This window comes from Streptomyces sp. NPDC001348 (assembly GCF_053597535.1).
Genome location: NZ_JBSFIK010000032.1, coordinates 25,719 through 48,375, shown reverse-complemented (window position 1 = coordinate 48,375; position 22,657 = coordinate 25,719). Strand labels below are relative to the sequence as shown.

The following is a 22,657-nucleotide window of genomic DNA, read 5'->3' as shown; positions in this document are numbered from 1 at the left end:
ACGGACACCCTCCGCCGATCCGCGCGCATCCGCCCGCCGACGGACCGGAGCGCGCTTTCTCTCCCCCCGAACGGCGGGAACCGGCCCGCCGGTTGGCGGGTGTCCACAGCGGCCTTGCCGTCGCGCGCCGTGCCCGACGTACTGTCGACCGCAGGCGATCACCGAACGAGATCGTGGACGCCCCGATGCAGGGTTGTACGGGGGTCGCCGAGAAGCGGGACAGAGCGGACGAATGTGAGGCGGAACGCCGGTGATCCGGGTAGTGGTGGTGGACGACGAGGCGCTGGTGCGGTCGGGGTTCCAGCTGATCCTGAACGCCTCTGACGGCATCCAGGTCGTGGCGACCGCGGAAGGAGCGCAGGCCGCCGACGTGATCCGGCGCGAACACCCGGACGTCGTGCTCCTCGACATCCGTATGCCGGACGTGGACGGCCTGACCGTCCTGAGGGAGATACGGACGCTGCCCAAGCCGCCGACGGTGGCCATGCTGACCACCTTCGACACCGACGAGTACATCCTGACCGCGCTGCGCTCGGGAGCCGCGGGCTTCCTGCTCAAGGACACCGAGCCCGAACAACTCGCCCACCTCGTGCGGACCCTGGCCGCGGGCGGGGTGGTGATGTCCCCGAAAGCCTCGCGTGCCCTGCTGCGGAGCCATCCGGGGGCGGGCGCGCCCCAGGGCGCGGGCCTGGCGCGAGTACATCTGCTCAGCGAACGCGAACGCGACGTCCTCGTCCTGGTCGCGGAAGGACTGTCCAACGCCGAGATCGGCACCCGCATCCATCTGAGCGCGGGCACCGTCAAGGACCACGTCAGTTCCATCCTGACCAAGCTCCGGGTCTCCAGCCGTGTCCAGGCGGCGCTCCTCGCGGAGCGGGCCGGACTGCTCAGCGACGACGGCTCCAGCACGGCACCGAGCAAGACGCGATGAGCACGGGTCAGGCACTGTGGCGGCGGGTGCCGCCCTGGGCCGTCGACGCGGGCCTCGTCGTCCTCGCCGCGCTCGACGCCTGGATCAACCTCTACGGCGAGGCGACACCGTTCATGCTGGCCTGCGTCGCCCTCGGCTGCGCAGGACTGTTCCTGCGCGGCCGCTTTCCACTGGCGGTGTTCCTGCTGACCCTCCCCATGACCCTGTTCATGGACGTGGCGGTCGCGCCGATCGCCGCGCTGTACACACTGGCCAGGCGCACCCGCAAGCGCCCGCTGCTGGCCGGCTGCGCCCTGCTGAACGCGGCGGCGAGCACCCTCGCGTGGCCCCTGTCCGACTCGTATTCCGGCGACCAGACCTGGACGCTCATCCAGTTCGTCTACACGCTGGCCACGGCCTTCGCCCCGATCCTGTTCGGCCAGCTCGTCCAGGCCAGACACGAGGTGGCCCGACAACTCGTCGAGGTGGAAGTGGCCCGCGAACACGAACGCGCCCTCTACGCCCAGACCGTCCTCGCCAGCGAACGCACCCAACTGGCCCGCGAGATGCACGACGTCGTCTCCCACCAGGTCAGCCTCATCGCCGTACAGGCCGGAGCCCTGCAGGTCTCCGCCAAGGACGCCGACGCCCGCGACGCAGCCCGCACCATCCGCACCCTGAGCGTGAACACCCTCGACGAACTCCGCCACATGGTCGCCCTGCTGCGCGCCTCCGGCGGCAAGGAGACCGAACTCACCCCCCAGCCCACCCTCGCCGACCTCCAGCAGCTGATTGCCAACAGCGGCATCGAGACCACCCTGACCGGCGGACTCCCGCCCGGCATCAGCACCACCGCCCAACGCACCGTCTACCGCACGGTTCAGGAAACCCTCACGAACGTACGCAAGCACGCCCCCGGCGCACGTGCCGAGGTGCGCCTGTGGCACGACGCGCAGCACTTCGGCGTCACCGTCACCAACACCGCCCCCACCCGCCCGTCCGTCGCCCTGCCCAGCGCCCGGCACGGCCTGATCGGCCTGAGAGAACGCGCCGAACTCCTCGACGGCACCCTCACCGCCGAACCCACTCCACAGGGCGGATACAAGATCGAACTACGGGCCCCCGCCCGGCCCGCCTGAGCACAACCCGCCCGACGCGACGCGTGGACGGGGCCGAGCCCGGTCGACATCCTGTGAGGTCGGCTCGGCTGGTCCTCGGCAACACCACATGGGTAGGTGCGCCGGATACATCAATCCGGTACATGGACTGCTTTTGGTACATGTCCATGAAGCGCACGAACGTCTACGCGGACCCGGAGGACCTGGCGATCATCAAGGAGGCCGCCAAGCGCCGCGGGATAAGCGAGGCCGAGATCATCCGCCAGGGCATTCACCTCGCGGCGATGGCGAACCGGGTCTGGGACGAGCCGCTGTTCTCACGCACCTTCGAGGGACCGGGGCGCCCGCTGTCCAAGTCGAAGGTCCGCGACACGGTCACCGGTGCCGTCCGGCGTGAGACCGGCTCGGGCTCCGGACCCGCCGCGTGATCATTGTCATCGCCGATACGTCCGGCCTTCTGGCGGCCCTGGACTCGCTCTCGACGGACCGAACTGACCCCTCATGCGTCGAAGTCAGTATGCCCAGACGGCTCCGACGGCGGGGGCGAGGGCGCGGCCTTGTTGCCGGCCGGCGTCGGCGGCCGGTTTGGCCCGGGCCGGGTCGTAGGGGTTTGGCCCGATGGCGGCGCGGCTGGTGGCATCGGGTGTGGCAAGCACGGTCTGCGCACTCTGGCTCAGGCGGGCGACGTCGTCCTGGGCGCTGGGGATGCCTGCGTGCCCCTCGGGCATGGGGGCCAGGACGACAATGCGGTCGTGGCCGGCCGCAAGGATGGCGTTTGCGGCGGAGACCATGCCGGCGTCAATCCATTCGCGCCCGCTGAAGTGCACGCTGGGCCAGATGCCGGGAACGGCACCGCTGGCTGCCGTGGCGGTTTCGATCGCGATCCCCGCTTCGGGTCCGAGCAGTTCAAGACGACCGGTGTCCGCGTCAGTGACGGCGACCCGCATGGTGGCCGGCCACTGCTCAGTGCGCAGGCGCGCGCGGACCACAGCCTGGCGCATCCGGGGGGAGACGTTCGCCCCGAACTTCCGGGCTACCCGGCCGAAGCCGGCGCCCACCGCCTCGGGTACGCCCGCGCCGGAGCGGAAGGCTTCTGCCCAGCCCTCGTAGACGGCCGGGTCGGTCCGCACCACCGGTTCGTGGTCGGCGGCGCGCGCCTGGTCGGCGAAGAGTGCTTCCCAGTCCGTGCCGGAGGTGAAGTTCGTTCCGACGAAGGAGCCGGCGGAGGTTCCGATCACCGTGTCCGCGGTGCGAAGGTCGATGCCCTCGTCGAGCAGACCCGCGAGCAGGCCGACTTCCCAGCCTATGCCGGTGACGCCGCCACCACCGAGGACGAGTGCGCGGGTCGGGTTCGGGGGAGTCACAGGAACCACCTTTCCGGTAATCATGATTTCCGATAATCTACGTTACCGTAAGCGGATGCAGCCTGTGCACCGTGGCCGCCCTCGCCGAGCCGACATCGACCGTGTCGCCCTCGAGCACACCCTTGTTCTCCTTCAAGAGCGCGGCTACGACGGACTGCGGATGAAGGACGTCGCCGAGTCGGCCGGCATCGGCCTCGGTGCGCTCTACCGGCGCTGGGCAGGAAAGAAGGAGCTGGTCATGGCGGCCCTCCGGGCCGACGTGACCCAGCACGAGACGGATGACACCGGTGATCCCTTTGCTGATCTGGTCACCGCCCTTGAACGCATCGGCGACGCCGTGCCCCATGGCCTGGGCAGGCTGATCGCCGCCTGCCTTGCGGATCCGGACTCGGAACTGGCACGCGTGGCCATCGAGGCCAAGCTCACCCCCATGCTCGACGGCCTCACTGCCCGGCTGGAAAGGGTGGCCGGCGCCGCGCCCGACGTGCGCCTGCGCGCCGAAAGCGGCCTGTTGTACCTCCTGTGGCGCACAGCCGTCGGCGGGCAGACAGCCGACGCGACCGCCCTTCACCGGCGAGTCCTGCAAGTCATGGGAGTCCCCCCACAACCGGGCCCGGAACAAAGCAGCACGGCTACGGGACTCTGATGGTCAGCCAGGTGTGCCGTTTACTGACTTCGGCGCATTCCCACTCGGGGTGATACCGCGGCGACTCCAGGTGCAGCCAATCACTCTTCGTGGTGCTTGCGCTACTCAGCGGCGTTCAGCCGCCCCCATTTGGATACCGCACGCCTCCGGAAACCAGTCACGACGCACCCCGTCCCGGCTCCGACGACGCCCAGACCCTAAAACGCCGAAGTCAGTAATCGCCGAGTCAAGGCACGTTCCCGCACCCACCACCCCCAGCTCCCATCCCGTCTGCCGTCGGCCCACACACCGTGGAGCGGGCGTGGTCCATGGCGTCCAGGTGGAGCGCGCCACTGTACGAACGACCTGGACGCCATGGGCCGCGTCTGCTCGGCTCTGCCTGGGTCGACGGCAGACGGGATGGGAGCTCCCCGCGCACGCCACACTCGGCCGACACCCGCGAACGGCGCCCCCTCCGTCTCGGAGCCTGAGCGCCCCCGCCGGAGGCTGTCCTGACCGTTGCCGCGCTGTGCGGTGATCGACTCATGGCCACCGGCCCTGTCCACACCTGGGCGCGCGTCGGCGCAGCGCGGGCGGAGCGGGCCGGAGGCAGGAGCGGCGCCCGCAGCGGAGCCGGTGGAGGGACCCTGAGGCGGGAGTGGTGAGCTTCCGTGCCTACGCCGGAAAGTGGGTGGAGGAACGCGAGTTGGCCCCGCTCACCCAGGACTTCTACCGCTATCTCCTCGACAAGCACCTGACCGCCTTCGCTGACTCGGACTTGGATGAGATCACCGCTCCGCGCGTCCGTGAGTGGCGAGCCGAACGGCTCCGCGTCACGGGTGCCAAGACTTTGACTGCCAAGGCGTACCGACTCCTTAAAGCCATCATGGAGACGGCCGTCGACGACGAGCTGATTCAGCGCAACCCGTGCCGTATCAAAGTGGCCGGTAAGGAGAAGGCCGCCGAGCGCCGTATCGCCACCGTCGCCCAGGTCGACGCCCTTGCCGAAGCCGTGGGGATGCGCTGGCGGCTCATGGTCTACCTCGGCGCCTACGGCCCGATGCGGCCGGAAGAGCTGGCGGGCCTCCGTCGCCGGGACGTCGACCTGGACACCCTCCGCATCCGCGTTCGCCTCGCCGAGCCGGAGCGGATGGATGGGCGACGCGTGCAGGGTGAGACCAAGAGTGAGGCCGGAACCCGGACTGTGATTCTTCCCGCGTTCCTCCGTCGGGAGCTCCGTTGGCACCTGGAGTCGTACGCCGAGCTGGGGGCCGACGGGCTGCTGTTCGTGGGGGAGAAGGGGGCACCCTTCCGCCGCAGCACCTTCGGCCGGAGGTGGCGCAAGGCGCGTGAGATCGTCGGCATGCCCGAGGGCTTCCGGTTCTACGACCTCCGGCACACCGGGCACACGCTCTCCACCCGCTCCGGCGCCACTCTCAAGGACACGATGGTCCGCGCCGGGCAGTCCTCCGAGAAGGCGGCCTTGATCTACCAGCACTCCGACGACGAGCGCCAGGAAGAGGTTGCCGCCGGCCTCGACGCCACCGTCCGGAAGGCTCGGGCGGCGGTAGCCAGGAAGGCCCCCGACGAGCCTTCTGGCACGAATCTGGCACGCGGCGGCTGATCACACCGCACAACAACAAGGCCCAGGTCTCTGACCTGGGCCTTCAGCATGGAGCGGGTGACGAGAATCGAACTCGCGCTCTCAGCTTGGGAAGCTGATGTTCTACCATTAAACTACACCCGCGTAAGACGGACGGGCCCGTTTCGGGGCCGTGTCCGAACGCTCGCTCACTGTACCTCATTGCAGGCCCGCGTGCTCGAGATCTGGATCTCGCGGGTGCTTCTCCGGCATGGGATCCGGCTGCGGGGGAACTGAGTTGGGGCGTACCGTGGGGGCGTGGCCGAGGGGCCCGGCGGGGTCGGAGTGCCGCCTGGAGGGTCGTCTCTTTGATGCCCTAATGTGGCTTTTGTCGTCAGGGCAGTCAGCCGGACGAGGCTCTTGGGGAAGGGACTCTTGGACTTGATGGAACGCACCGTCGTCCGCTGTGCCGATGGGCACGTGTTCAGCACCGCTTCGTTCCCGATGCAGCAGGCCGAGCGGCTCGGCCCCGGTCGGCTCGTGCGGTGTCCACGGTGTGCCCGGCTGCGCAGTGCCGTACCGGTGGCTCTCGAGAAGCGGTAGCCGCGGCAGCGGACAGCAGTACCTCGGCGCGTGGAACCGTCACGATTGTCACGGCTCCGCGCGCCTTGCGTATCCTCGGGACGTGCTTCTCTCAGACAAGGACATCCGGGCCGAGATCGACGCCGGACGGGTGCGGATCGATCCCTACGACGAATCCATGGTGCAGCCGTCGAGCATCGACGTGCGGCTGGACCGGTACTTCCGGGTGTTCGAGAATCACCGGTACCCGCACATCGACCCCTCCATCGAGCAGGTGGATCTCACCCGGCTCGTGGAGCCCGAGGGCGACGAGCCGTTCATCCTGCACCCCGGCGAGTTCGTCCTGGCCTCGACGTACGAGGTCATCACGCTGCCCGACGATCTCGCGTCGCGGCTCGAGGGGAAGAGCTCCCTCGGGCGGCTCGGGCTCGTCACGCACTCCACCGCCGGGTTCATCGACCCCGGGTTCAGCGGGCACGTGACCCTGGAGCTGTCCAACCTCGCCACGCTCCCCATCAAGCTCTGGCCGGGCATGAAGATCGGGCAGCTGTGCATGTTCCGGCTCAGCTCGCCGGCCGAGTTCCCCTACGGAAGCGAGCGGTACGGGTCCCGGTACCAGGGGCAGCGCGGGCCCACCGCCTCGCGTTCCTGGCAGAACTTCCACCGGACGCAGGTGTGAGGACGGCGCCATGAGTGACGTGCGGGAGAACCTGAGCTACGAGCGGTTCGGCGTCGCCGTGCGCGAGCTCGCGCAGTCCATCGCGGACGACGGCTTCGAGCCCGACATAGTGCTGAGCATCGCGCGCGGCGGGGTCTTCGTCGCCGGCGGGCTCGCCTATGCCCTCGACTGCAAGAACATCCATCTCGTCAACGTGGAGTTCTACACCGGTGTGGGGACCACCCTTCCCATGCCGGTCATGCTCGCTCCCGTGCCGAACGCCATCGACTTCTCCGACAAGAAGGTGCTCATCACCGACGACGTCGCCGACACGGGGAAGACACTGAAGCTGGTGCGCGACTTCTGCCTCGACACCGTCGCCGAGGTGCGGTCCGCTGTGATCTATGAGAAGTCCCAGTCCCTGGTGAAGTGCGAGTACGTGTGGAAGCGCACCGATGACTGGATCAACTTCCCGTGGAGTGTCGAACCGCCCGTGGTCAGGCGCGTGGGCCAGGTGCTCGACGCCTGACCCGCACAGCGGAGAAGGGCCCCGGCTGTCGTCCAGCCGGGGCCCTTCTCGTGTGGTGCCGACGGGCGGCTAGAACGTGCCGAGCTTCACGATCGACAGCAGAGCGATCAACTGGATCGCCGACGCGCCGAGGGCCTTCGGCCAGGGCAGGTCGTGGGAGCGGCTGACCATCAGGGTCAGCAGGGCGCCCGCGGCGACCCAGGTGGCCCAGCCCAGCAGCTGGACGAAGCCCGCGTCGCCGCCGAAGAACATGGCGAGGGCCAGACGGGGCGCGTCCGTGATGGACATGATCAGCATGGAGAGGCCGACCGTGGGCTGCCAGGCGCCGTCGCCGCCGAGCTGGCGGGCCAGGGTGTGGGTGACCACGCCCAGGATGAAGGCCGACAGCACCATCGCCACGGCCGTCGTCAGGACGATCGGCACCGCGTTGGAGAGGGTGGCGTTGATCGCGTCCGCACGGGCGCCGTCGAAGCCGAAGACGGCGAGGAGGCCGTAGAGGAAGGACACGATGAGGGCCGGGCCCCACATCGTGTAGTCGCGCATCCGGAGGAAGGTCTGGCCGGGGGAGAGGACGATCCCGCGCAGCAGTTCCTTCCAGTGCAGGGGCGGGCCGATCGGGCCGGACGGGGCCGCCGAGCCGGCGTGGTAGGTCTCACCCTGCGTGTAGGAGGCGGCCTCGTCGACCGAGAAGGCCTGGGTGTGGCCCGGGCTGTCGGCCGCGTACGGGTCCGGAGCGCCGCCCTGGCCGGGGTAGCCGCCGCCGAAGTACTCCGGTCCGTCGCCGCCGGGGTGGCCGCCGCCGGCCTGCGGCCACTGGCCGCCCCCGCCCCCGGTGCCGCCGTACTGCGGCCGCTGCTGCGGGTACGGCTGCGGCGCCGGCGGGTAACCGTACGAGGGTGCCTGCGGCGCCTGCCGGCCGTACGACGGCCCCTGGCCGTGCGACGGGCGCTGCTGCTGCCCGTACGACGGGCCCTGCGGCGCCTGATGTCCTTGCGGGGCCCGGCCGTTCCTGCCCCCGCGTCCGATCCTGAATCCAGCCACGTCTTCGAACGTACCCGGTCTCGCGGAGTGACGTGCCGGAGGCGGCGCCCGGACCCGGCTTTGCTGCCGAGCTGTGACATCCCCTAAGGGACCCCCGAGAGACCCCTGAGGGGTCCCCCGAGGGGTGCGGAGGGCAGTACGGCCGTCGCGTCCGCTCAGTCGGCGAAGAGGGCGCCGAACTGCGGGCTGCCCGTCGTCGAGACGCCCGCGGCGCTCGCCGAGACGGCGCGGGAGCCGGTCGCGGTGATCTTCGTGCCGTTGGACGGCAGGTAGGTCAGCGCGCCGTCGCCGCCGTTCTCGTACGAGCCCACGACCAGGTCGGCCTTGCCGTCGCCGGTGACGTCGTCCAGCTTGACGTCGGCGCCGAAGAGGTCGCTCTTCTCGTCGCCGTCTGGGACGCCCGCGGTGTTCTGGGAGAAGGCCTGGGCGCCGGTGGAGGTGTTGATGCCGGTGGCGGAGCCGTACAGGACGGTGACCTGGCCGGTGTTGCTGACGCCGTCGATGTCCTCGTTCGGGGAGCTGACGACGAGGTCCTGGTAGTGGTCGCCGTTGACGTCACCGAGGTCGAGGTCCCAGCCGAAGCCGTCGCCGGTCTCCGCGGTGCCAGGCACGTTGCCGGTGTCCTGGTTGACGGACTTGGTGGTGCCCGGGCCGTTCGCGGTGCCGTAGGTGATGGCGACCCGGCCGCCCTTGGCGCTGTCCGGGATGGTGGTGCCGTCGCCGGCCTTCGTGTCCCAGGAGGCGCCGCTGACGATGTCGCCGAAGCCGTCGCCGTTGATGTCGCCGACGGCCGTGATGATGCCGGACTTGAGGGCCTTGGCGCCGGACACGCTGAGGCCGTTGGCGGTGCCGGGCAGCCAGTAGTTGGTGTTCCAGTGGGACGAGGTCCTGGTCTCGTACCCGTCGACGATCAGGTCGGTGCGGCCGTCGCCGTTGACGTCGCCGGCGGTCAGGCTCATCGGGCCGTAGGGCGAGTCGTTGCTGCCGTTCTCGATGGGCGGCTTGACGGTCGTGCGGCCGCCGGGCGTGCCGGAGGTGCTGAAGCCGCCCTTGTAGACGTAGAGCGTGTTGGAGGAGCTGCCGACGGCCAGGTCGGCCTTGCCGTCGCCGTCGAAGTCGCCGGCGGCGAGGTCCTTGCCCCAGTAGTCGTGGGAGCCGGTGGCCGGGTCGGGCACGTCGATGCTCTTGCCGGTGAGGCCGTTCGCGGAGCCCCAGAGGATGGCGAGGGCGCCGCCGTTGGTGTCCGTGCCGACCTTCTCGTGCGGGGAGCCGACGGCGAGGTCGTCGTAGCCGTCGCCGTTGAAGTCGGCGTACGCCAGCTCCGCGCCGAACTCGTCACCGGCCTCGGCGGTGCCGGGGACGCCGGCGGTGTTCTGGCTGAGGGTGGTGCGCTTGGCGGCGGTCACGCCGGAGGCGGAGCCGTACAGCGCGACGACCAGACCGGCGTCCTTGTGGCCGCTGACGTAGGCGGTGGCGGCGGAGGTCGCCACGTCGCCGATGCCGTCGCCGTTGAAGTCGGCCTTCGCGACCGTGGTGGAGTCCGCGGCCGAGGCGGTCGTGGCCGCGAAGGTGAGCAGACCGCCCGTCAGCGCGGCCGCGGTGGCCGTCGCGAGGGCGAGTCGCAGGGGTCTGTGCATGCGGGGTCTCCTGCTGCATGCGGGGGATGCCTGGCGGGGCATCCGCAGTCGATGGGGTGCGACCGTTCGGCGGTGCGGCGATTCGTGCTGCGCACGGGAGCGGTCGGCGATCAGGAGACCTGTGGCGGGCAGTAAGGGTTGTACGTGAGTTCGGTTGATTTTCCGAGGCTGCTGCGGGGAGTCCCCGCGGCCGGGGAGGGCGAGGGCCGGCGGGCACGGTGAACCGAGCCACAGCCCCAAGGGCAATGATCAGCCGGTCGCTCACGCCTTCGCATTTCAGGGAAGGCGGGGGTGCCAAGGAGGGGGGCCGGAAAAGTTCCAGACCCCCCGTGCCGCACGCCAGCGACGGTCAGTCGTCCAGCGCGACGCCCCGCCAACCCTCGTATCCGGCCAGCTTCCGGCGCGCGCCAAAGCGACCGTCCATCCAGCGAACAGCGCCCGCTTACCCCCGGTGGTCCCCAGCGAGCGGGCAAGCACCGGCTCAGCGGCACAGAACGCTTCCCAAACGGCAGATGTACGCACGTGGACGCTGTGTGGCGCCGAGCCGAGACGCTTGACCCACGCGGCAGGATCGCGCAGTGGAGCCCGGAAGGCGTCGAACTGTGAAGCCAGCGATAGGAGGTGAGTCGCGCGGCCGTCGGGCGCCGACAGCATCTCGGACGCCACGGTGTCGAGCGATTGCAGGGTTTTCAGCGCGAACGGAGCCGGAGGAGTAGTGATGGCGGCAACGGCATGGCGCAGAGACGCAGCTTCCTGGTGCAGGAGCGCCCGTGCTTCCGCTTCGGCGAGCAGTGCGTTGGTCTCGATGGTGCCTGCCCGACGCTCCAACTCTGCGCGCCGCTCTCCGGCCTCAATGGCAGGGGCGTAGTACCAGCGAAGTCCGGCAGCCACGTCCGCCAGCCAGTCCCCCACACCCCTGCGGATCAGCGGAGGATCCCGCCACTCCCCGCCGGGTGTCGCCCAACTTGCCCCGTCCACACGAACGGCAGTGGGTCACGAGCCTTGTCGGCATACTGGGCGGCAGTCTCCAGCGCGCGACGGGCGGCCACGTCGTCCATGTACTTCCTCAAGATCCGACTCTCTGTAGTTGCGTCCGAGCCTTGCCTTCCCGCTGTCCCCAAGATCGCGAAGCGGCGGAGGACCCATAGGTGACCGGAGGTGGACCAAAGGTCAACCGTTAGGTGACTCCATGGACCCGCAAAACTCCAGGTCAAGAGCGGAATAGGTGAAAGGAGAGACCAATATGAACATCTACCGCTGTAGGGCAGATCGGGAACGGTGTCACCATCGTCATTCGTCACCGGCCGGCACCATCCGCAGGGCCACAATGCCCGGAGGGACACCCACGGCCCGCCACCGGAGGATTCCAGCAACGGGCCGTGAACGGCGCTCAGGCGCCTAGCTGCTTGGAGCCTCTGCCCAGTGCACAGTCACCCGATCCTCCGTGTTCGCGTTGCGGCCACGGCCGATGGACTTGGCAATGGTGATGCGGTCGACGAAGAACGCCAAGAAGCTACGCCGGTCCTCCAGGCCTCAACTGCCCCACGTCGACTCCGGCGCCAGTGGGTCTCCCTCCGGATCCGTCCACTCTGAGGGGATCGCGACCGTGCCAGCCTCGGCAACCCCCAGTTCTTCCACGCGTTCCGCCGTTCGCGGCTCGTGCGCTGTCAACCGCTCCACGGACTCACGGAACATCTGGTCACCGACGGCACCCGCGTACAAGCCTGCCTGCCGGTCGACATACAGCGTGCGGAGCGCTTCCCGTACATGCTCCAACTCGGCGCGCGCGGCTACTAGTTCAGCCTGTCGCCCGCCCGTGTCCGCTTGCGCTGCAAACCGGCGTGCGGCCTCGGCGAGCCATTCGAGATCTTCGGGGTCTTCGGGGTCCAGCGCTGTCAGGCGGGACCACACGGTATGGGCCACCACGTCGTCAGCGGCGTCCATGTTGACGACGCGGAGTCGTCCTCACGCTTCCTTGACTGTCGGATGTAGGACACTGCGCGCACATGGTCCAGATTAGGAGTCCAGTCGGGGCCCCCTTTGACGAGAGGTGTCATGTGCCTAGCGTAGTCAAGATCAACGTGCTGACCGTCCCCGCCGAGCAGCGGGAGGTGCTGGAGAAGCGGTTCGCCTCGCGGGCGCACGCCGTGGAGGGCTCCGACGGGTTCGAGTGGTTCGAGCTGCTGCGGCCCGTGGAGGGCACCGACCAGTACCTCGTGTACACGCGCTGGCGGGACGAGGAGTCCTTCCAGGCCTGGATGGAGGGCCCGATGAAGTCCGCGCACCAGGGCGGCGGCGAGGGCGGCGAGCGCCCCAGGCCGGCGGCCTCCGGCTCGACCCTGTGGTCCTTCGACGTGGTCCAGCAGGCGGGCCCGAAGGGCGAGTAGGCCCCAACGGCGGCAAAGCCGACGCCCTCCGTGCTCAGGCGGGCGTCGGCGCGTGTCGGCGCGCGTCTACGGCCGGATCTGTGCCGCCGTCATGAGCGCGGACCGGGGACCGCCGGAAACGGGCACGTCAAGGGGCGCCCGGCGATGCAAGTGCCGCGCCTGGTCGCAGACGACGTCCCGCCTCGGCCGCTCACCCGTCGCCAGGAAGCGGGAGACCGTCCGGTCGCCGCAGGCGTTGCCGTTGGCGAGGTAGGCCTCGTGGCCGGTGGAGTTCACGGTGACCATGACGGCGCGCCGGCCGAGGGCCTCGCGGAGTTCGAGGGCGCCGCTGAGGGGGGTGGCCACGTCGTGCCGGTTCTGGACCATGAGGACGGTGGAGGGGCCGCGGTCGGTGATCCGTACCGGGGGCTCCTGCGGCGGGTACGGCCAGGCGGCGCACATCGCCGCGCCCCTCGGCATCCCCGCGGTCAGCGGGAACTCGGCGCGGCTCTCGGCGACCGCCTTCTCGTACCCGGCAGCGGATGTGGGCCAGGCGACGTCGTTGCAGACGGTGGCGGCGACGACCGCGGTGACGTTCTGCATGACCGGCTCGGGCGGCGCCTGGGGCGCGGGCGGCACCGTGCCCTTCCGGGCGGCCAGGACGAGCTTGGCCAGGGCGGGATAGCCGTCGGGGTCGTAGAGGCTGTCCAGCATGGTCTGCCGGAGCACGTTGCCGTTGAGCTCCTCCGGGTTGGCACCGGGCCACGGGAGGGGGGCGCGGTCGAGTCGTGCGGCGAGGCGGAGGAAGAGGCGGCGCACCTCGGCCGGGGTCGCGGCCACCCGCTCGGGGTTGCCCGGCCGGGACGCCCACTCGGCGAACTCGGCGAAGTTGTCCTCGGCGCCCGTCTCGTACGCGGCGAACCAGGCCCGCTCCACCTTTGTGTCGGGGCTGTCGTTGCTGTCCAGCACGAAACGGTCGGTGCGGTCCGGGAACAGCTGGTTGTAGACGGCGCCGATGTACGTCCCGTACGAGACGCCCCAGGCGGAGATCTTCCGCTCGCCGAGCGCCGCCCGGATGCGGTCGAGGTCGCGGGCCTCGTTGGCGCTGCTGATGTGCCGTATCAGCCGGCCGCCGTTGCGTGCGCAGGCGTCCGACATCCGGCGCGCGGTGGCCATGTTCGCCTTGACGGAACCGTCGGGGGCGGGCCAGGGAAGGAGCTTCGTCCGGGCGAGATCACCTCGTTCGAAGCCGCAGCCGACCGGGGTCGAACGGCCGTACCCGCGGGGGTCGAACCCGATCAGGTCGTAGGTGTTCCGGACCGCCTGCGGCAGCTTCTGCCCCTTGTCCGACGGCTGGTCGAGGCTGCCGCCGCCGGGTCCGCCGGGGATGAGGAACAGCGCGCCGCGGCGCGTTCTCGGGTTCTCGGCAGGGATGCGCGAGAACGCGAGGGTGATCTGCTCGCCGTGCGGGTCGGCGTAGTCCATCGGTACCTCGATGGTCGCGCACTGCTGCCGTGGATCCAGGCCTGTTCCCTCGCACTTCGTCCAGTGGAGTCGCGGTGGCCTGGCGTTGCCGGCCGTCGAAGCGGACGCTGCAGTGGCGGGTACGGCGAGGCCCAGGACGGCGGCGGAGGCGGCGAACAGGGCTGCGGTTCGCTTGATCTTCGTCATACGGACGAGCTTCGCCGCTCCCGTCCGTCACCGACATCCTGCCAACGGGCCTGTAAGCACGGGGGTTTGCCCCATCGGGTTCCCTCTGCTCCGCAGTAGCGCACAGGCTCAAGGAGCCTGTCGGTTGATGTCGCGGCGATTGCCTACGGCCAGGACCCGTACGACCAGCTGACCGTCCTCGACGGTGTGGACAACGCGGTAGTCGCCGACTCGGAGCCGCCAACGGGCGCTGTGTCCTTGAAGGGCTTTGATGTCGAAGGCCGACGTGCCGCCTGCGTCCGTCGCCCTCTGGAGCTCGGCGAGGCGGTGGAGGATCCGCAGGGCATCCGGACGGGGGATCTTGAGCATGTCCCGTTGGGCATGCGGCGTACCACGCGTACTCGCCGCTTCCCCCTTTGCTCTGACGGTTGTTGTCCCACCTCAGCCCGCCCGGCCTGTCCTGGCCGTCCCCGCGACCGTCTGCGCGAACTCCTCCGGGTCGCCGGAGAGCCGTGCGGGGGTCGCCGGGTGTCTGCCCTTCGCCGGGTGTTCGGCGAACAGGGCGACCGTGACGGAGAGGTGGTCGTCGGACTCCGTGTGCCAGACCGTGCGCGTGCCGGGGCCGGTGCCCGCGCCGCCGGTGAAGGAGCGCAGGAAGGCGTCGGCCGGGGCCTTCGCCACGGGTTCGGCCACACCTGCCGGGAGGAGCCGGCGGGTGTCGGGGTGGGCCGTGTAGAGGGTGTGGCCGCCGCGGGTGATCTTCGCGACCGTGTACGGCTTCGCGTACGTGGCCCCCGCCGCGACCGCCGCGTACGCCGACGCCAGCCGCAGCGGGGAGGGCGTGGCGGTACGGACGAGGGAAGCCGCCGGGGCGTCGAGGCCCCACTTCTTGAGTGCTGTCAGCGCCGTGCCCGCCTCCACCGCACCGGACACCGCGTCGTTGAACGGCTGCTTCGCGTACCGGGCGCCCCCGTACAGCACCCGGACCGCGCCGTCCCCGGGGACCATCGCCACCACGGCCGTGTGCAGTCGCGTCCCCTTGGCGGCCGGCGGCGCGTCGCCCACCCGGTCGGCCGTCGCGTCCTGTGCGGTCACGTCGAACGTCGTACGCACCGTGTACCCGCCCCGGGCCAGCTCGTCCTGGGAGATGCCGAGCCGTTTCGCCGCCTCGGCCGCCGCCACGTCGATGAGGTACTGCCGCTGGCCGTCCGTGTCGCCCGGCGGGTAGAAGCGGAAGGCCGGGAAGACCGCCTGGGCACGGTCCTTCGCGGTGATCGTGCCCGCGCCCAGCATCCCGCCGAGGACCCAGTCCCACCGCTTGTGCAGGGTCGCCGTCACCTTGGCGTCCGCGCCGGCCCGCTCGTAGTACGACGGCAGGTTGATGATGGCCGCCAGTGCCGCGCCCTGCGAGAGCGTCAGGTCCTTCGCGTCCACGCCGAAGTAGTTGCGCGCCGCCGACTGGATGCCGGCCGCGCCCCGGCCGAAGTACACGGTGTTGAGGTAGCCCTCGAGGATCGACTCCTTGGAGCGGGTACGGTCCAGCTTGACGGCGATCAGCGCCTCGCGGGCCTTGCGGGTGAGCGACTGCTCGGGGCTGAGCAGCGCGTTCTTCACGTACTGCTGGGTGATCGTGGAGCCGCCCTGCCGTTCGCCGCCGCTCAGCGTGGACACCGCCGCCCGTACGACGGCGGTCGGCGAGACACCCGAGTCCGTGCGGAACGAGCGGTTCTCGGCGGCGATCACCGCGTCCTGCACCTGCCGGGGAACCTGGGAGAGCTTCACGTCCTGCCGGTCCACAGGGCCTCGCCGGCCCAGGTACTCCCCGCTCGCGTCCACGAACACCGTGCTCTGGACCACGGTCTCCGGATGCGGCTTCGGGATGACGGTCAGTTGGTACGCGACGACGACCGCACCGCACAGCGCCAGGACGAGGGTGAGCAGGGCGATCAGGCCCCGCCGGATCCAACGGCCCCGGCGCCGACGGCTGCGGACCCGCCGGGGCAGCCGGCGCCGCTGTCGGCGTACGCGCTTCGACGGGTCCGGGTCGGGGTCCGGGCCGGATTCCGGGGCAGTCGGACCCGGCGGGGCCTGCTGGGCCGTGGTCCCCGGGCCCGTGGTTCCGGTCAGTTCCGGTACGTCCGTCATGTCGGTCACGAGTTCCATCCGCTCCTCGCCAGCGCCACGCCCCGCGCGTCGTACACCGTCACCTGCAACTTCTCGAACTCCCGCTTCACTCGGCCGGCTTGGAGGGTCGCGTACCACGCGCTCCAGCCCCGGGCACCCGCCAGCGTGAGCAGCGTGCCGTGTGTCGCGCCGGACGGCGTGGTCACCTCCACCCGCGCGGCCGGCCGGTCACCCTGGTAGGTGCCGGACAGGACGGCGCGGTCGCCGCTCCCCTCCAGGTGCAGGGTGACGGCGGGACCGTGCGCCGCACGCCCGCCGACCGGCTGGGACCAGCCCGGTCCCCATGCCGTCGACCAGTGCACCCCGTCCTTCGCCAGCCACAACTCCACGCCGTGCAGGGGGCGCACGCGTTCACCCGAGGCGACCACGCGCACGGTCCCGGCCGGAGTGGGGTCCGAGGGCGACGTCGAGCCGGACGACGAGGTCGTGACCAGGGTGTGCGAGGCGAGGTAGCCGAGCGGGGCGAGCACCAGCAGGCAGACGGTGAGCAGTGCCGTGGCAAGGCGTCTGCGACGGCGGGCGCGGCCCTCGTGTTCGATCTCGGCCAGCGGCAGGGGCGGCGGGTCGGCTTCGCGCGCCGCCTCGGCGAACGCCTCGCGTACCTCGCGTTCGTGTGCCTCGCGTGCCTCGCGGGCCTGGGTACGGTTCACCGGCCGACTCCTGACACCGGCAGGGGGCCGAGAGCAGAAAGGCCGCGCCGCGCGTACGACCTGACCGCGCCGACCGAACAGCCCAGCACCTCGGCGATCTCCGCCTCGGCCAGGTGCTCGCCGTGGCGCAGCACCAGCACCACCCGCTGCCGTCGGCCCAGGCGTCCGAGCGCCTGGAAGAGCAGCGGCCGTTCGCCGGCACCGCGGGTGAGGCGGCGGGCGTGGCGCAGATACCGGCGGACCAGTGTCCGCCGGACGTAGAAGTCGGCGTCGTCGCGCGGCATCCGCCGTCGGCGGGCGTAGGTGTCGGCCAGCGTCGTGCGCGCCAGTTCCCGGGCCGCCCGCGGATCGCCGGTCAGCAGGTGGGCGGTGCGGTACAGGCGGGGCCAGGCGCGGTCGGCGTAGGCCGCGAAGTCCTCGCGCGGGGAAGGGGGTCGGGGGGTCACGTCAGCGGCACGACCGGTGGGCGGACGGCCCAAAAGACTGCGGCACGGGGGGAGTTGTCTCTGCGGGTCATCGTTTTCCTCCTGCGGTGTGTTTCGATGTGCGACGTACGGGACCTGTACGCACGGCAGTGACCGCCGGGTTGCACGGGACATCTGAGAACTCGTGGCGGGGGTATGACGGAGGAAGAGGCGGGGGCATGACGGAGGAGGAGTTCGACGCTTTCTACGCCGCCGCGTTCCCCCGGCTGACCGGCCAGCTCTACGCCTTCACCGGGGACCACGGCGAGGCGCAGGACGTGGTGCAGGACGCGTTCGTACGGGCCTGGGACCGGCGCCGGGAGTTCCTGGCGGACGGGGCGCCCGAGGCCTGGGTCCGGACGGTGGCGATGCGGCTGGCGGTGAGCCGCTGGCGGCGGGCCAAGCGGTGGCTGGAGCTGGTGCGCCGTACCCCGCCGCCGGAGTACACGCCGGGGCCCGAGTCGGGGCAGGCTCATCTCGCCGATCTGGTCGCGGCGTTGCGGCGGCTGCCCGAGGCGCAGCGGATGGCGGTGGTCCTGCACCATCTGTGCGACCTGAGTGTGGAGCAGGTAGCCTCCGAGACCGGGGCCCCCGTGGGGACGGTCAAGGCCCGGCTGTCCCGCGGCCGGGCGGCGCTGGCGCGGGAACTCGGCAGCGGTGACGGGGAGAGGGAGGACGACCGTGTCCGATGACCTCACCACCGGCCTGCGTCAACTGGCCGAGTCGGGGCAGAGGTTGCCGACCGCGTCGGGCGCGGACATCCGCCGTCTGGCCCAGTCGCGCCGCCGTCGCCGACGTACCGCCACCGTGGTCGCCGGAGCGGCCGCCGCGGTCGCGGTGGCGTTCACACTGGTGCTGAACCTGGGCGGTCCGGACGCCGGGCCGGAGTCCTCGCCGGCCGCCGGCCGGACCAGCGCGCAGCCTGCCCCGCGGCAGACCCGCACGGCGATCAGCTCGCCGACCCAGCGGGCGGCGGCCGACGTGACGGTGAACCTCTCGGCGCGGTACCTCGTCGCCGGCGGGCGCAGGCTGCCGATCACCTGCGGCCTTCCGAAGACACCGACCCCGACCGGGCGGATGACCGTCACGTCCATGACCGACGTGAAGGTGGCGGGCGGCGAAGTGGTCGCCGGGGGATCCACAGGCAGCTACAAGCTCCCGTGGGTGATCGGTCTGCGGGCGGAGGACGGCACGGCGACCTTCATCGCCGCCGTGCCCTACGACGAGAAGGCCCCCGGCAAGTACGACGTCACCTCGGGCTGGATCGGCCTGCGGCTCTCCGACGCGAAGTGGCTGTACGGGCGCCTGCGGACCGGGGCGGTGGTCGACGTCGTGAACGCGACAGCGGCCGAGCCGGCCCCGGGCGGGACACCGACCTTTCCCGACTCCGCCCCGGCCGTGACACCGAGCTCCTCCGTCTCCGCCTCCTGACGTACGCCGATGCCCCCTCGCCCGAACGGGGCGAGGGGGCATCGGCGGTACCGGTCGGCGCGGTTACTTCACCGGCTCCGGCTCCGGCTCGCTCTGCGTCTCGGCCTCGCCGGCCGGGTCGCCAGGCGTCTTGACGGAGTCGAGGAGGAGCTGGGCGACGTCCACGACCTGGATGGACTCCTTGGCCTTGCCATCGTTCTTCTTGCCGTTCACGGAGTCCGTGAGCATGACGAGGCAGAACGGGCAGGCCGTGGAGACGATGTCCGGGTTGAGGGAGAGGGCCTCGTCGACACGCTCGTTGTTGATGCGCTTGCCGATCCGCTCCTCCATCCACATCCGCGCGCCGCCGGCGCCGCAGCAGAAGCCGCGCTCCTTGTGGCGGTGCATCTCCTCGTTGCGCAGGCCCGGGACCTTGCCGATGATCTCGCGCGGGGGCGTGTAGATCTTGTTGTGGCGGCCCAGGTAGCACGGGTCGTGGTAGGTGATGATGCCCTCGACCGGGGTCACCGGGACCAGCTTGCCCTCGTCCACCAGGTGCTGGAGCAGCTGGGTGTGGTGGATGACCTCGTAGTCGCCGCCGAGCTGCGGGTACTCGTTGCCGAGGGTGTTGAGGCAGTGCGGGCAGGTGGCGACGATCTTCTTCGCCGACTTCGGCTTCTTCGACTCGGCCGTGACCTTGCCCTCGTCGTCCAGCTCCTCGCCGAACGCCGTGTTCAGGGCCATCACGTTCTCCATGCCGAGCTCCTGGAACAGGGGCTCGTTGCCCAGCCTCCGCGCCGAGTCACCCGTGCACTTCTCGTCGCCGCCCATGATCGCGAACTTGACGCCCGCGATGTGGAGCAGCTCGGCGAAGGCCTTCGTGGTCTTCTTGGCGCGGTCCTCGAGGGCGCCGGCGCAGCCGACCCAGTACAGGTACTCGACCTCGGTGAGGTCCTCGATGTCCTTGCCGACGACCGGGACCTCGAAGTCGACCTCCTTGAGCCACTCCAGGCGCTGCTTCTTGGCCAGGCCCCAGGGGTTGCCCTTCTTCTCCAGGTTCTTGAGCATCGTGCCCGCCTCGGACGGGAAGGCGCTCTCGATCATCACCTGGTAGCGGCGCATGTCGACGATGTGGTCGACGTGCTCGATGTCGACGGGGCACTGCTCGACGCAGGCGCCGCAGGTGGTGCAGGACCACAGGACGTCGGGGTCGATGACGCCGTTCTCTTCCGCGGTGCCGATCAGCGGCCGCTCGGCCTCCGCGAGGGCGGCGGCGGGAACGCCCGCCAGCTGCTCCTCGGACGCCTTCTCCTCGCCCTCCATGGTCTTGCCGCCACCCGCGAGCAGGTAGGGCGCCTTGGCGTGGGCGTGGTCCCGCAGGGACATGATCAGCAGCTTCGGGGAGAGCGGCTTGCCGGTGTTCCAGGCGGGGCACTGCGACTGGCAGCGGCCGCACTCGGTGCAGGTGGAGAAGTCCAGCAGGCCCTTCCAGGAGAACTGCTCGACCTGCGAGACGCCGAACACGTCGTCGTCGCCCGGGTCCTCGAAGTTGATCGGCTTGCCGCCGGACGTCATCGGGAGCAGGGCGCCGAGGGAGGTCTCGCCGGTCGCGTTGCGCTTGAACCAGATGTTCGGGAACGCGAGGAAGCGGTGCCAGGCGACGCCCATGTCGGTCTTCAGGGCGACCACGATCATCCAGATGAAGGAGGTCGCGATCTTCAGGCCGGCGAAGAAGTAGGTGAGGTTCTGGAGCGTGGAGACGTCCATGCCTTCCAGCCAGTGCACCACCGGGTACGAGATGAAGAACGAGGCCTCGTAGCCGTCCACGTGGTGCTGGGCGCCCTCCAGGGCGTGCAGCATGAAGATGCAGACGCCGACGACGAGGATGACCGCCTCGACGAAGTACGCCTGGCCGAAGTTGGAGCCGGCGAAGCGGGACTTGCGGCCCGGCTTGCGCGGGTGGCTCAGCTGGCGGACGACGATCAGTACGAGGATGCCGAGCACCGTCATCGTGCCGATGAACTCGACGTACATGTTGTACGGCGCCCAGTCGCCGAGGACCGGCAGGAGCCACTCGGCCTTGAACAGCTGGCCGAACGCGTTGACGATCGTCAGCAGCAGGGTGAGGAAGCCGACCGCCACGAACCAGTGCGCCACCCCGATGACACCCCACCGGTTCATCCGGGTGTGGCCGACGAACTCCTTGGCCACGGTGAGGGTGCGCTGTGTGGGATCGTTGGTCCGGGTGCCGGCCGGCACCGGCTGGCCCAGCCGCATGAAGTTGTAGATCTGCAGGAGGGCGCGGCCGAACAGTGCCACGCCGACCACGATCAGGACCAGCGACACGATGATCGCGGCGAGTTGCATTGGGGCTCCTGAGGCGGCCTCGAATTAACCGAGCGACATTACTAAGCGGTAACTTATGCAGTCCGTCTGAGACTACCCCCATCTTCCGTCGGGATGCAGCCGGGTGCGGGGTGATATGGGTCGCTGAGGTGTGCCTGGGCGGGGGCGCGGGTGGGTGCGGGTGTCGTCCGCCGGGCAATCCGATCGTGTTATTCATCCACAATTGTTACTTTCGGGCCTAATTTAGAGCCGTGCTCTATGGGATCATCGCCGCCACCGCCGCCTTCCTCCTGACCGCCGTGCTCGCGGCGCTGCTCCGGGGGCCCGTCCTGCGGGCCGGGATCGTCGACCGGCGGCGCCAGCGCCCGGTGCCGCTGTTCGGGGGGCTGGCCGTCGTGGCCGTCACCTGTCTCGTCGCCGGAACGGGGCAGTGGACGCGGGTCGCGCCCCTCGGGGACGGGGTGGCGCGGCTGCTGGTCGCCGGGGTGGGTGTCGCCGCGCTCGGACTGGCCGCCGACGTGTGGCGGCTGCGGGCGCGGGTGCTGGTCGGCGGCACGGCGGTGGCGGCGGCCTGTGTGGTGCCGTACGAGGAGACGGGGCTGCCCGCCGGGCTGCTCGCGGTCGCCTGGATCGCCTTCGTCGCGCTGGCCTTCCGGGCCCTCGACCACGCCGACGGGCTCGCGGGTACGGTCGGGGTGGTCACCGCCTTCGGGGCGGGCGCCTGCGCGGCGGCCGAGGTGATGGACGGGCTCGCGGTGCTGCTGAGCGTGCTGGCCGCCGCCCTGACCGGGTTCCTCATGCACAACTGGCCGCCGGCCCGGATCGGGCTGGGGGCCTGCGGGTCGCTGTTCACCGGGTTCCTGCTCGCCGCCGCCGCCGTGTTCGCCCGGGCGGGATACCCGCTCGCGTCCAGCGCCCGGGTGCTCTTCCCGCTCACCGCGGTCGCCACCGCGGACGTGGTCCTCGTGGCCGTCTCCCGGCTGATGGCCGGCCGCCCGCTGCTGCGCGGCGGACCCGACCACCTCGCCCACCGGCTGCGGCGGCTCGGGCCCACTCCGCCCGTGGTCACCGCGCTGCTGGGGGCCGGTGCCTTCGCGGCGGTACTGGCCGGTGTGCTGGTGCACAGCGGGTGGGCGGGGGAGCCGGCCGTGCTGTGGGTGGTCGGCGGGGCGTCGGTGGTCGTACTCGGGCTGCTGCGCGTCCCCGTGTACGGGGCCCGCCGCCGGGCACCCGCACAGACCGGCACCCGGACGGCGACCCGGACCCTCACCGGGGCGCCCGCCCGGACCTCCACCAGGACGCCCGCCCCGACCTCCACCCGGACACCCGCCCCGACCTCCACCCGGACACCCGTTCAGACCTTCACCCGGACACCGGCCCAGACCTCACCCAGGTCACCCGTTCAGGCCTGCTCCAGGCCGCCCGCGCAGACCTCCACACGGGACTCCGGCCCGGTGTCCGCGCAGGTCACAGGCCGGTTGCGCGTAAGGAACGGATAAGACTTGAGTCCACTCGACTCATGTCTGTTGACCCAGCGGCCC

At 70.6% G+C, this 22,657-nt stretch carries 19 protein-coding genes, 1 tRNA gene and 2 pseudogenes; 11 read left to right on the top strand and 11 right to left on the bottom strand.

Annotated features, from left to right (window positions below; genetic code table 11):
- Positions 1-250: 250 nt before the first annotated feature.
- The 3 genes from ACWC21_RS28640 (at position 251) to ACWC21_RS28630 (ending at position 2,456) form a co-directional block, all read left to right on the top strand.
- Positions 251-931 carry a response regulator gene (locus ACWC21_RS28640; RefSeq protein WP_450885832.1) on the top strand — a complete coding sequence of 227 codons (681 nt, stop codon included), beginning with the start codon at positions 251-253 and terminating at the stop codon, positions 929-931.
- Positions 928-2,049 (top strand): sensor histidine kinase, encoded by a 1,122-nt coding sequence (locus ACWC21_RS28635; protein WP_450885830.1) that lies wholly within the window; start codon positions 928-930, stop codon positions 2,047-2,049. The genes ACWC21_RS28640 and ACWC21_RS28635 overlap by 4 nt, the downstream gene beginning before the upstream one ends.
- Before the next feature lie 140 nt (positions 2,050-2,189).
- Positions 2,190-2,456, top strand: coding sequence for a ribbon-helix-helix domain-containing protein (locus ACWC21_RS28630; protein WP_450885828.1), 267 nt, complete (start codon positions 2,190-2,192; stop codon positions 2,454-2,456).
- Positions 2,457-2,540: 84 nt separating this feature from the next.
- On the opposite strand, the gene ACWC21_RS28625 is transcribed toward ACWC21_RS28630, so the two are convergent.
- The gene (locus ACWC21_RS28625) at positions 2,541-3,392 is read right to left on the bottom strand and encodes a patatin-like phospholipase family protein (RefSeq protein ID WP_450885827.1); all 852 of its coding nucleotides are present in this window, start codon (positions 3,390-3,392) and stop codon (positions 2,541-2,543) included.
- A 55-nt stretch (positions 3,393-3,447) separates the two neighbouring features.
- Between ACWC21_RS28625 and ACWC21_RS28620 the strand changes: the two genes are divergently transcribed.
- Both ACWC21_RS28620 and ACWC21_RS28615 read left to right on the top strand, forming a co-directional pair.
- Positions 3,448-4,038: a TetR/AcrR family transcriptional regulator gene (locus tag ACWC21_RS28620; RefSeq protein ID WP_450885825.1), complete on the top strand. Its 591-nt coding sequence runs from the start codon at positions 3,448-3,450 to the stop codon at positions 4,036-4,038.
- Positions 4,039-4,645: 607 nt separating this feature from the next.
- Positions 4,646-5,641, top strand: a pseudogene (locus ACWC21_RS28615) (tyrosine-type recombinase/integrase); the annotation flags it as partial.
- A 49-nt stretch (positions 5,642-5,690) separates the two neighbouring features.
- On the opposite strand, the gene ACWC21_RS28610 reads toward ACWC21_RS28615, so the two are convergent.
- Positions 5,691-5,764, bottom strand: a tRNA-Gly gene (locus ACWC21_RS28610).
- A gap of 520 nt (positions 5,765-6,284) precedes the next feature.
- On the opposite strand from ACWC21_RS28610, the gene dcd reads away from it, so the two are divergent.
- A complete protein-coding gene (dcd, locus tag ACWC21_RS28605; RefSeq protein ID WP_450885823.1) occupies positions 6,285-6,860 on the top strand; it encodes a dCTP deaminase in 576 nt (191 codons plus the stop codon).
- Between the two features lie 10 nt (positions 6,861-6,870).
- Complete coding sequence (locus ACWC21_RS28600) at positions 6,871-7,368, top strand: phosphoribosyltransferase (RefSeq protein WP_450885821.1); 498 nt, start codon at positions 6,871-6,873, stop codon at positions 7,366-7,368.
- Between the two features lie 69 nt (positions 7,369-7,437).
- Here ACWC21_RS28600 and ACWC21_RS28595 read toward each other — a convergent pair whose 3' ends face one another.
- The 3 genes from ACWC21_RS28595 to ACWC21_RS28585 form a co-directional block, all read right to left on the bottom strand.
- Positions 7,438-8,409, bottom strand: a complete 972-nt coding sequence (locus ACWC21_RS28595; protein WP_450885819.1) for a Yip1 family protein — start codon at positions 8,407-8,409, stop codon at positions 7,438-7,440.
- A 155-nt stretch (positions 8,410-8,564) separates the two neighbouring features.
- Positions 8,565-10,046 (bottom strand): FG-GAP and VCBS repeat-containing protein, encoded by a 1,482-nt coding sequence (locus ACWC21_RS28590; protein ID WP_450885818.1) that lies wholly within the window; start codon positions 10,044-10,046, stop codon positions 8,565-8,567.
- A gap of 1,533 nt (positions 10,047-11,579) precedes the next feature.
- Complete coding sequence (locus ACWC21_RS28585; RefSeq protein WP_450885816.1) at positions 11,580-11,990, bottom strand: hypothetical protein; 411 nt, start codon at positions 11,988-11,990, stop codon at positions 11,580-11,582.
- A gap of 113 nt (positions 11,991-12,103) precedes the next feature.
- Between ACWC21_RS28585 and ACWC21_RS28580 the strand changes: the two genes are divergently transcribed.
- On the top strand, positions 12,104-12,433 hold the full coding sequence (locus tag ACWC21_RS28580; RefSeq protein ID WP_450885814.1) for an antibiotic biosynthesis monooxygenase family protein: 330 nt from the start codon (positions 12,104-12,106) through the stop codon (positions 12,431-12,433).
- Positions 12,434-12,499: 66 nt separating this feature from the next.
- Here ACWC21_RS28580 and ACWC21_RS28575 read toward each other — a convergent pair whose 3' ends face one another.
- The 5 genes and pseudogenes from ACWC21_RS28575 to ACWC21_RS28555 all read right to left on the bottom strand — a co-directional run bounded on the left by ACWC21_RS28575 (position 12,500) and on the right by ACWC21_RS28555 (position 17,342).
- Complete coding sequence (locus tag ACWC21_RS28575; protein WP_450885812.1) at positions 12,500-14,083, bottom strand: alpha/beta hydrolase; 1,584 nt, start codon at positions 14,081-14,083, stop codon at positions 12,500-12,502.
- A 108-nt stretch (positions 14,084-14,191) separates the two neighbouring features.
- Positions 14,192-14,461, bottom strand: a pseudogene (locus tag ACWC21_RS28570) (type II toxin-antitoxin system RelE family toxin); the annotation flags it as partial.
- 42 nt (positions 14,462-14,503) lie between these two features.
- Entirely contained in the window at positions 14,504-16,225 is a 1,722-nt protein-coding gene (locus ACWC21_RS28565) for a transglycosylase domain-containing protein (RefSeq protein ID WP_450885810.1), read from the bottom strand.
- Positions 16,213-16,896 carry a hypothetical protein gene (locus ACWC21_RS28560; RefSeq protein ID WP_450885808.1) on the bottom strand — a complete coding sequence of 228 codons (684 nt, stop codon included), beginning with the start codon at positions 16,894-16,896 and terminating at the stop codon, positions 16,213-16,215. The genes ACWC21_RS28565 and ACWC21_RS28560 overlap by 13 nt, the downstream gene beginning before the upstream one ends.
- Positions 16,893-17,342 (bottom strand): sigma factor-like helix-turn-helix DNA-binding protein, encoded by a 450-nt coding sequence (locus ACWC21_RS28555; RefSeq protein ID WP_450885806.1) that lies wholly within the window; start codon positions 17,340-17,342, stop codon positions 16,893-16,895. Before ACWC21_RS28555 ends, ACWC21_RS28560 begins: the two co-directional genes overlap by 4 nt.
- A gap of 197 nt (positions 17,343-17,539) precedes the next feature.
- Here ACWC21_RS28555 and ACWC21_RS28550 point away from each other — a divergent pair, with 197 nt between their 5' ends.
- Entirely contained in the window at positions 17,540-18,052 is a 513-nt protein-coding gene (locus ACWC21_RS28550) for a SigE family RNA polymerase sigma factor (RefSeq protein ID WP_388792892.1), read from the top strand.
- On the top strand, positions 18,042-18,791 hold the full coding sequence (locus ACWC21_RS28545) for a L,D-transpeptidase (RefSeq protein ID WP_450885804.1): 750 nt from the start codon (positions 18,042-18,044) through the stop codon (positions 18,789-18,791). The genes ACWC21_RS28550 and ACWC21_RS28545 overlap by 11 nt, the downstream gene beginning before the upstream one ends.
- Positions 18,792-18,854: 63 nt before the next feature.
- On the opposite strand, the gene ACWC21_RS28540 is transcribed toward ACWC21_RS28545, so the two are convergent.
- A complete protein-coding gene (locus tag ACWC21_RS28540; protein WP_450885802.1) occupies positions 18,855-21,137 on the bottom strand; it encodes a (Fe-S)-binding protein in 2,283 nt (760 codons plus the stop codon).
- Positions 21,138-21,367: 230 nt separating this feature from the next.
- On the opposite strand from ACWC21_RS28540, the gene ACWC21_RS28535 reads away from it, so the two are divergent.
- Positions 21,368-22,615, top strand: coding sequence for an undecaprenyl/decaprenyl-phosphate alpha-N-acetylglucosaminyl 1-phosphate transferase (locus ACWC21_RS28535; RefSeq protein WP_450885800.1), 1,248 nt, complete (start codon positions 21,368-21,370; stop codon positions 22,613-22,615).
- The last annotated feature ends 42 nt before the right edge of the window (positions 22,616-22,657 follow it).